Genomic DNA, 9,398 nt, shown 5'->3' with positions numbered 1-9,398 from the left:
GGCACGTGCAGACCTTTCGTCATGGCCTCCTACCTTTCTTTCGGGCCTTACTGGCCGAATGTATCAGCGCCCCTCCATATGGGACGCTGCTTGCTGACAGCTCTAGTTATATCCAAAAACCACTCGCAATTCCACCTCGCCCCCGAACGGTCAGCAAAGTGCGATGAACGGTATATCGCATATGATTCCCCCATGATGCACTTCAGTTTTGTAAAGCAGATTTCCCTAGGTAAACGTTATTTTTTTCTAGTAAATCAAGACGAAACACTCAAAGTTATCCATGATTCAAAATTGCATAGCGAAAACGGTTTTCTGCATATAAATGACGCTTGCCCTCGATTCGACCTACATTCGATTATATTCAGCTTGCTATCATTCTTATTCATACATTCTCACCAGTTGAGTGAGGATATAGATCGCTTACTCAAAGCACCGGGCGTTAGTGCTTCGGCTCGTCAGCGTTAGAAGTAGGTAAAGATACCGTTCGCACAATGCGTCCGTGCCGCAAGTCGACTAAATTGAGACAATAGAGAATAGAGTTAGGCTACCGTCCCCTGCGGGGACTGAACGGACAGATGAATATGCCGAGCAAAATCGAAAAAAAGCAAAAGGCCGCCAAGCTGCGCAAACCGCCGCGCGACTTCTCGTACACGCAGAACCGAGAGCTCAGCTGGCTGCGCTTTGACAACCGTGTGCTCGACGAAGCCTTCGATGAGTCCGTGCCGCTGTTCGAGCGCCTTAAGTTCGTCTCGATCTTCGAGTCAAACCTCGATGAGTTCCTCATGGTGCGCGTGGGTGGCCTGTCCGACCTGGCCGAGCTCAAAAAGCAACCTGTCGACAACAAGAGCAATATGACCGCCTCCGAACAGGTCGATGCCGTCATGGCAGAGCTGCCCGGGCTCCTTACCCGTTGGGAGTCCATTTTTAAGAACATCGAGGGCAAACTCAACGCCCTGGGCGTTCACCGCGCTCGCATCGATTCGCTTACGCCCGAGGAGCGCACCTTTGTCACCCGCTACTTCCAGGCCTACGTGTCGCCGGTCATCTCGCCGCTGGTGATCGACCCGCGCCACCCCTTCCCCAACCTGCGCAACGGCGCGCTCTACCTGGCCTGCGGCTTGGACGGCGTCACCGACGAGGAGAGTCTGCTGGGCCTTATCGAGATTCCCGCCTCGATGAACCGCGTGGTCGAGATCCCCTCGCCCGCCGGCACCTACTCCTACATCTTGCTCGAGGACGTCATTCTCGCCTGCCTGGACAGCTGCTTTGGCTCCTATAAGCCGCTCGACCGCGCTCTGATCCGCGTCACCCGCAATGCCGATATCGACCCGGACGGCGAGGGCGTCGAGGAGGAAGAGGATTACCGCCAGCACATGAAGCGCATCCTCAAGAAGCGTCTGCGCCTGCAACCGGTGGTGCTTGCCGTCTCCGGTTCGCTCGAGAAGGCGACGCTCAAGACCATCCGCAAGGCGCTCGAGCTTTCGCGCCGCTCGGTTTTTACCTGCGATATCCCGCTCGACCTGGGCTACGTCTTTGGCATCGAGGGCAAAATTCCCGAGCACCTGCGCAACGAGCTCCTCTTTACGCCGTTTAAGCCGCAGCCCAACCCCACCATCGACATGTCCCGCTCCATTCGTGAGCAGGTGCTGCAGGGCGACAAGTTGCTCTTTTACCCCTACGAGGCCATGAATCCGTTCCTGGACCTGGTACACGAGGCCGCATACGACCCCGAGTGCATCTCGCTACGCATCACGCTCTACCGCGTGGCCAAGCAGAGCCGCCTGTGCGAGTCGCTCATCGACGCCGCCGAGAACGGCAAAGAGGTCACGGTGCTCATGGAGCTCCGCGCGCGCTTTGACGAGCAAAATAACATCGAGTGGGCAGAGCGTCTGGAAGAAGCGGGCTGCACCGTCATCTATGGCTCCGAGGGTTTTAAATGCCACTCAAAGATCTGCCAGCTTACCTATCGCGAGGGTATGGCGCTCACCCGACTCACGCTTTTGGGTACCGGCAACTTTAACGAGAAGACGGCCAAGCTCTACAGCGACTTTATGCTCATGACCGCCCATCCCGGCATCGGCGAAGACGCCAACCTGTTCTTCCGCAACCTGTCGCTGGGCAACCTGCGCGGCGACTACCGCTTTTTGGGCGTGGCGCCCGTCGGCCTTAAGCCGCTCATCATGCGCGGTCTGGACCGCGAGATACAACGTGCGCTCGCCGGCGAGCCCGCCCGCGTGTTCTTTAAGCTCAACTCGCTGACCGACCGCGAGGTCATCGACAAGATCTCCGAGGCATCGTGTGCCGGCGTGCGCGTGGACATGATCATCCGCGGCATCTCGTGCCTGAAGCCCAACATTGCGGGCAAGACCGAAAACGTGCACGTACGTTCTATCGTCGGACGTTTCTTGGAGCACGCGCGCGTCTATGCCTTCGGCGTGGACTCGGACATGATCTACCTGAGTTCTGCCGACATGATGACGCGCAACACCGAGCATCGCGTAGAAATCGCCTTCCCCGTGCTCGACCCCACCTGCCGCGCGCTGGTGCACGAGTACATGGGCGTGCAGCTGCGCGACAACGTGAAGGCACGTAGCCTGACGAGCGACGGCACCTGGGTTCCCGTAGAGCGAAAAGAGGGTGAGAAGCCCTTTAACTCGCAGGAGTTCCTGTTGGAGCGCGCTTATCGCAACGCCGAGTCCGCAGCCGTGGCTTCGGAGCCCGTCGCCAAAGCAAAACCGGAATCCGCACCTGTTCTGGGCCCCAAGCCCAAGCCCCAGGCGGACGTTCCCAAGGTCCAGAAGGTCCAGGCAACCGTCATTGAACCCGACCTGGAATCCGAACCCGAGCCTGCGCCCCAGCCCCAGCCTCAGCCGCAGACCGTCAAGTCCGCGCCCCATGCAAGCGCCCGCCGCGAGAAACCCGCCGGCAAGACCAAAGCCATCGAGCACCATCGCCCCGGTCGCGTGCGCATGGGCTTGGGCCTAATCGGCCTAGGACTCAAGACGCTCATTACCGGCAAGACGAAATAGACGTTTGTAGAAGCGCCCCGTATTTGAGGAATGCCCCAGATACGGGGCGCTTTTCCCTGCTACCATGGTTGCGGACAAGACCGCGAATGACAGGCAGGAATATGAAGCTCACTATAGAATCGATGACCTACGGCGCCGACGGGCTGGCGCACGCCGACAACGGCAAGGCCGTCTTTGTGCAGGGCGCCGTGGCAGGCGACACCGTCGAGGCCGAGATCGTGCAGGACGGCAAATCGTTCATGCGCGCCCGCACCACCGAGATTCTGGAGCCGAGCCCCGATCGCATTCAGCCCCCCTGCCCCTTCGTGGGCATCTGCGGCGGCTGCTCGTGGGGCAATCTCTCACGCACGGCACAGCTCGCCGCCAAGGAGCAAAACCTGCGCTCCACGCTCGAGCGCATCGGCAAGTTCGCTCCCGAGCAGGTGGATGAATTGGTACAGCCCATCCGCCATACCAAGGACGACTGGGGCTACCGCAATAAAATCGAGCTGGAGCCGACCGTCGTCAACGGTCGCGTGCGCCTTGGCATGCACGGTGTCGACCCCAGCAAAATCGTGACCGTCGATTCGTGCCCGCTGTTCGACAAGCGTTTTCCCAAGGCACTTAAGTCAGTCGTCGGCGCGCTCAACTATCTGAGCGGCAGCCACGACCTGGGTCTGGAGCGCGTGGGCATTCGCGCTTCGCGTCGCACCAAGGCGCTCGAGGTCGCGCTTTGGACGCCCACAGGTTCCTTTCCGCGCTCGCAGGTCTCCCGCGTGCTGGCGGACGCCGCTCATCCCACGAGTATCGTGCGTGTGATGAGCAAGGGCGAAAAGAAAGCCCGCCGTGTCTCCAAAGTAGAGATGCTCGCCGGCGAGGGCTCGTGGACCGAGAATATCGCCGAAGGCCAGATGCGCTTGTCTGCCCCGTCTTTTTTCCAAGTCAACACCAAGGGTGCTGAGATTTTGATCGAGCTTGTCATGGAAGCGCTCGACCCGCAAGAAGACGAGCTTGCCGTGGACCTGTACTGCGGCGCCGGAACCTTTACCCTGCCGCTCGCCCGCCGCTGCGACTTCGTCGCCGCCGTCGAGGCCTACGGCCCGGCCGTGCGCGACCTGCGCCGTAACCTGGAAATCAACAAGCTTGATAACGTCGACGTCATTGGCGGAGACGCGGTGCGCGAGTTCCCCGACCAGGATGCCGACGTCTTGGTGGTCGACCCGCCGCGCGCAGGCCTCGCCCCCGAGGCGATCGACCTTATCGCCAGCACGAGCGCTCGCGATGTCGCCTACGTGAGCTGCGACCCCGCCACCCTGGCACGCGACCTTAAGCGCTTTGTCGAGGAAGGTACCTTCTCCCCCGTCAAGATCACGCCGGTCGATCTGTTCCCGCAAACCTTCCACTGCGAAACCGTCGTCCACCTCAAGCGCAACTAGACTGTTTGCCCCAGACCACGCCCGATGATTTTTCTGGCACGGGGATAAAAATAGATTTGCTCCGAATGATTATTTAATCCCCGTCCCGAAATTGAACCGCCCCTCATTTCTTGAACATTAGAAATGGGGGCTTCTTTATGGACGGGAGAGTCAGGCACGACGCCACGCTGAGGACTCTTGCAGCAGAGCTTTGCGACAGGGGGTGCGGGCGCGCCGAAGGCCAGCGGGAGGCCGAAGGGTGCCCGGACCCGGCCGGGGCCGGCGGCGTGCGAGGGCAAGCTCATGCGACGGAGCTGCTGCCCGGGCGCCTGAAGGACGAATTCTACAGGAGCCGAACGTGGCGGAGCTTCGAGGAGTTCAAGCGGGACCTCGAAGCCTATACCGTTCACTGGAACAAGAGGAGGCGGGTTAAGCAAAAGGGACTGACCCCGGAGGAGTTCCGAAATCAGTCCCCATGTGCGGCATAGGCCGCTAATTGACCCGTCCAAGTATCGGGGCGCAGTTCATTTCAGCGCCGCCCGAGAAAGCTAAACGCCTTCTGGCAGGTTGTCCCGGGCCGAGGGCGGCCACCTTGATCGCCCTCGGCCCTCACCCACCTCAACTGCCCCTCAATTACATAGAGCTGATTGAGGAGGGCGCAGGCTAGCGGGTGCCTTCCTCATCGTCGTTGGGCCGGTAGGTGATGAACTCGATAACAAAGGCCAGGACGGCAGAGACGAGCGAGGCGATGATCGCGAAGATCATGTGGGAGATCCCGGCGCCACCAGGGGTCCCGTCGATAAAGTTGAGCAGGTTGAAGACGCCGAGGCCGCCCGAGATGTACATGAGAGCGCCAGTCATTCCCACGATGGCGCCGCCCACGGCGGAGCTCAGGCATGCCACGACGAACGCGCGCTTGTTGGGGAGGGCGATGCCGTAGATGCCCGGCTCGGTGACGCCGAAGAAGAAGGCGGAGATCATCGCGGGAAGGGCGATGCCGCGGAAGCGCTCGTCCTTGTTTCTGAGGTACATGGCAAAGATGACCGCTCCGAGCGCGAACCCGTGGCCGATGGTGGCGGCGAGCACGCTGTCGTGGCCGAGGGTGTTCAGATTCATGATGGAGATGGGGATGAGGCTCCAGTGGAAGCCAAAGATGACGAGGCACATCCACAGTCCGCCAACCAGGGCGCTGCCCAGGACGGAACCAACCACGGGGAGCTGGAAGATGAACGAGAATGCCGCGCTCAGCAGGTTGGTGATGAGGGTGGCCACCGGGCCGATGATGAGGTAGCCCAAGACGATGGAGACCGTCATCGTGGCGAGCGGGACAAGGAACATCTTGAGCGCAGCCGGCATCCAGCTCTTGAGCCAGCGCTCAAGGATAGAGCCGAACCACACCATGAGAAGGACGGGGATCACCGAGCTCACGTAGCCGGACACGGGCATGATGATGGGGATCCCGAGGGCGGTGGCGTACCACGAGAACGTGCCGGCCACGCCGAGGTCGATGCTGCCGAGCGCCTCGCCCGAGGTCAGGGCGACCATCGTCGGGTAGAGGAGCGCCACGCCGATTGCCACACCGGTGAACTCGTTCATGCGGAACTTGCGCGCGGCACTGAACGCCAGGGCGACGGGAAGGAAGTAGAAGAAGCCGTCAGCCACGGTGTAGAGCAGCGTGTAGAGGCCGTCGTTTGCAAAGTCCGGGACGAAGTAGGTGATGAGGGCAAGCAGTCCCTTCATGATGCCTGCGGCGGCAAGCGGTCCCAGGATGGGCTGGAAGATGCCAGAGATGAGGTCGATGATGGCGGAGGCAACGGTCTTATCGCCCTGGGGCTCGTCGTCGGCGCTTGCGCCGCCCGAGAAGTTGCCGGCCTCCAGGACCGCGTCGTAGACGTCCTCGACGATGTTGCCCACGACCACCTGGTACTGGCCGTTGGCCTGGATGACCTGGATGACGCCCTTGAGGGCCTCGATCTTGGCCGTGTTGGCGCGGGACTCGTCCTTGAGTTTGAAGCGCACGCGCGTGATGCAGTGCGCGACGCTGGCGACGTTCTCGGCGCCGCCTACGTTCTCGAGTATGGATCTGGCCAGGTCGTCGTATTTTTCTGCCATTATTTTCTCCTTAGTGATATTGCCCGGGTGGTTAGCCCAGGTCGCCTCCGTTGGTGGCGATGGCCTGTTGATACCAGTAGAAGCTCTTCTTGCGCCTGCGCTCGAGCGTGCCGTTGCCCAGGTTGTCGCGGTCCACGTAGATGAAGCCGTAGCGCTTCTCCATCTCGCCGGAGCCCGCGCTCACGAGGTCGATCGGCCCCCAGGTGGTGTAGCCGAGCATCTCGACGCCGTCCTGCTCGATAGCGTCGCGCATGGCCTCGATGTGCTCGCGCAGGTAGGCGATGCGGTAGTCATCCTCGATCGTGCCGTCGGGAAGCACCTCGTCATAGGCGCCGAGGCCGTTCTCCACCACAAAGAGCGGCTTCTGGTAGCGGTCCCAGAGGTCGTTGATCGTGATGCGGAACCCCAGCGGGTCGATGACCCAGCCCCAGTCGCTCGCGCGCACGTAGGGGTTCTCTACGCCGGCGAAGGCGTTGCCCTCGGCGACGCCGCCCACGGAATCGGGGTCGCCCGCGGTACAGCGCGAGGAGTAGTAGCTAAACGAGATGAAGTCGACGGTGTTCTCCGCAAGGATGCGCTCGTCCTCGGCGGTCATACCCACGTCGATGCCCTCGCGCTCGAGCATCTTGAGCGCGTAGCCGGGGTAGTGCCCGCGTGCCTGCACGTCCACGAAGAAGAGGTCCTCCTGGTTCTTGACCTGCGCTGCACGGACGTCCTCGGGACGACAGGAGTAGGGGTAGTAGCTTCCCGCGGCGAGCATGCAGCCAACCTTGTTCTCCGGGTCGACCTCGTGGGCGATCTTGGTGGCCCAGGCGCTCGCCACGAGCTCGTTGTGCGCGGCGCGGTACTCGGCCTCGCGGGCATTCTCCCCGGGCTCGAGGACGATGCCGGCACCCATGAAGGGACGGTGCAAGATCATGTTCATCTCGTTGAACGTGATCCACCAATGCACGAGGCCGCGGTAGCGGTTGAAGAGCACCTTCACCAGCCGCTTGTAGAGCTCGATGAGGGCGCGGTTTCGCCAGGCGCCGTACTTCTTGACGAGGTGGATGGGGCAGTCGAAGTGCGTGATGGTCACGAGGGGCTCGATCCTGTGCTCGCGGCAGCAGCGGAACACGTCCTCGTAGAAGGCGAGCCCGGCCTCGTTGGGCTCCTCCTCGTCGCCATTGGGGAAGATGCGGCTCCAGGCGATGGAGAGGCGAAAGACCTTAAAGCCCATCTCCGCGAAGAGGGCTATGTCCTCGCGGTAGTGGTGGTAGAAGTCGATGCCCGTCTGGGCCGGGTAGTAGTACCCGGGCTCAAAGTCGAGCATGCGCCTCAGGCCGCGACTTACGTCGTTGCGCTCCGACCCGTGTGGGATGACGTCGACATTGGCAAGACCGCGGCCGCCCTCGTCATAACCTCCCTCGCATTGGTTAGCAGCGGTGGCTCCTCCCCAAAGGAACCCTTTTGGAAATGGCATGGTGCCTCCTTCTCTCTGGCGCCCCCACCTCTGCGGGGACGCTTTATAACGTCCTTGCGACCTCACGCGCCGGGCCCGTGGCCCTTTCCCTGATGCGCGCGGGCCGCCCGTGAAGGGGTGACTAGCTGATGGCTTGTCCTGCGGCGGCGCGACGTGCCTCCCGGCCTCCAAGCAGGGAGGGGACCTGTGCCAGGCACACGCCGGCGAGGATGATGGCAACGCCCAGCCACTCGACGACGCCGAGCGGCTCGCCGAGGACGATCATGGCGATGAGCAGGCCGGCGGGGAGTTCCGCGGCGGCCATGACAGTGGAGAGACCCGCGGGCAGGTGCGGAGAGCCCATGCCGAAGAGCAAGACCGGGCAGAGCATGCCAAAGAAGCCGGCGATGACGGCAAAGGGCAGGATGCCCTGGGCGAGAACGCCCGAGACAACGTAGTCCGGGCACACCGTGAGCGACATGACCACGGAGCCCGCGCACACGATGACGCCACGCTGCTCGGACGAGCAGGGGGCCTCGACCTTGCCGGAGAGGGTGACAAAGAGGGAGCAGGACACGGCCGCCCCCAGCGCGCAGAGCAGGGCCACGGGGTCGTACCCGGTGATGCCGGTCTTGTAGACGCCGCTGGCGAACACCGTTCCGAAGACGATGACCAGGGCGGAGGCCACTTGGAGGAGCCTCGGCGGCCGGCGCGTCATGACGGTCTGCCACACGAGCCCCAGCCACGTGAACTGGAAGAGGAGCGTGAGTGCCACCGGGGCGGGCAGCACGCTCATGGCGTAGCAGTAGAGGATTGAGGTGAGGCAGGTGAGGGCTCCCAGGCCCATGAGCTTGAGGGCGAGCTTCCAGCCCACGCGCTGCCAGCGGTGCCCGAGTGCGTGCCCTGCGAGCGTGGCGAGGGCGAAGAAGAGGCAGCCGAACCACGCCTGGCTCGCCACCACCTGCGCTGAGGTGAAGCCCGCGGCGTAGGCGAGCTTGTAGGTCGTGGCCATCGCGCCGTAGCAGGCGCCGCCCGCAAAGACCTGGAGCGCCGCCTTGACCTGCCCCGTGCCCGCGGCTCCCGCCTCGGCGGTCTGTTGCTTGATTGTGTTTGTTTCTGCCATTAGGCTCCCTTCCGTCTGCTGTCTTGCAGATGCGCGTCTCGTGCGTCTGTTCCCTGCAGTCGGAAGGTGGGCTCGTGCGGTCTTCTGGCGGTGCATGTGGTACCTGCTGCCAAGACGAAAAAAGCCACGCAACCGACTGCTCGGTTGCGTGGCAAAAAGGTGGCTAGCGCCCAGAAAAGTCCACGCGTTTTTAGACTGGGACAAAGTACTACAACAGGTGAGATTCCGTCAAGAAAAACCGAAGAAAAAAGTGCCTTGATTGGCAACTTCATCCGAACACTTCCCACATTCATCCGCAC

At 62.1% G+C, this 9,398-nt stretch carries 7 protein-coding genes; 4 read left to right on the top strand and 3 right to left on the bottom strand.

Features of this window, described 5'->3' with window-relative positions; genetic code table 11:
* Positions 1-581: 581 nt before the first annotated feature.
* The 3 genes from ppk1 (at position 582) to DWV58_RS10115 (ending at position 4,911) form a co-directional block, all read left to right on the top strand.
* Positions 582-3,029 (top strand): polyphosphate kinase 1, encoded by a 2,448-nt coding sequence (gene ppk1, locus DWV58_RS09495; protein ID WP_233540560.1) that lies wholly within the window; start codon positions 582-584, stop codon positions 3,027-3,029.
* An 86-nt stretch (positions 3,030-3,115) separates the two neighbouring features.
* The gene (gene rlmD, locus DWV58_RS09490) at positions 3,116-4,444 is read left to right on the top strand and encodes a 23S rRNA (uracil(1939)-C(5))-methyltransferase RlmD (RefSeq protein ID WP_117776922.1); all 1,329 of its coding nucleotides are present in this window, start codon (positions 3,116-3,118) and stop codon (positions 4,442-4,444) included.
* 137 nt (positions 4,445-4,581) lie between these two features.
* A complete protein-coding gene (locus DWV58_RS10115) occupies positions 4,582-4,911 on the top strand; it encodes an IS3 family transposase (RefSeq protein WP_197032199.1) in 330 nt (109 codons plus the stop codon).
* Between the two features lie 175 nt (positions 4,912-5,086).
* Here DWV58_RS10115 and DWV58_RS09480 read toward each other — a convergent pair whose 3' ends face one another.
* The 3 genes from DWV58_RS09480 to DWV58_RS09470 form a co-directional block, all read right to left on the bottom strand.
* On the bottom strand, positions 5,087-6,535 hold the full coding sequence (locus DWV58_RS09480) for a PTS transporter subunit EIIC (protein WP_117773940.1): 1,449 nt from the start codon (positions 6,533-6,535) through the stop codon (positions 5,087-5,089).
* A 31-nt stretch (positions 6,536-6,566) separates the two neighbouring features.
* Positions 6,567-7,997 carry a 6-phospho-beta-glucosidase gene (locus DWV58_RS09475; protein ID WP_117776921.1) on the bottom strand — a complete coding sequence of 477 codons (1,431 nt, stop codon included), beginning with the start codon at positions 7,995-7,997 and terminating at the stop codon, positions 6,567-6,569.
* 121 nt (positions 7,998-8,118) lie between these two features.
* The gene (locus tag DWV58_RS09470; protein WP_117773939.1) at positions 8,119-9,099 is read right to left on the bottom strand and encodes an EamA family transporter; all 981 of its coding nucleotides are present in this window, start codon (positions 9,097-9,099) and stop codon (positions 8,119-8,121) included.
* Between the two features lie 96 nt (positions 9,100-9,195).
* Between DWV58_RS09470 and DWV58_RS10055 the strand changes: the two genes are divergently transcribed.
* Positions 9,196-9,398, top strand: a 203-nt coding sequence (locus DWV58_RS10055; RefSeq protein ID WP_233540558.1) for a hypothetical protein, incomplete at its 3' end; no start/stop codon positions are given.

Origin of the sequence: Collinsella sp. AF11-11, from assembly GCF_003465485.1 — a bacterium.
Classification (GTDB): domain Bacteria; phylum Actinomycetota; class Coriobacteriia; order Coriobacteriales; family Coriobacteriaceae; genus Collinsella.
The sequence above is the reverse complement of the archived record's forward strand: the minus strand, read 5'-3'. Positions and strand labels throughout refer to the sequence as shown.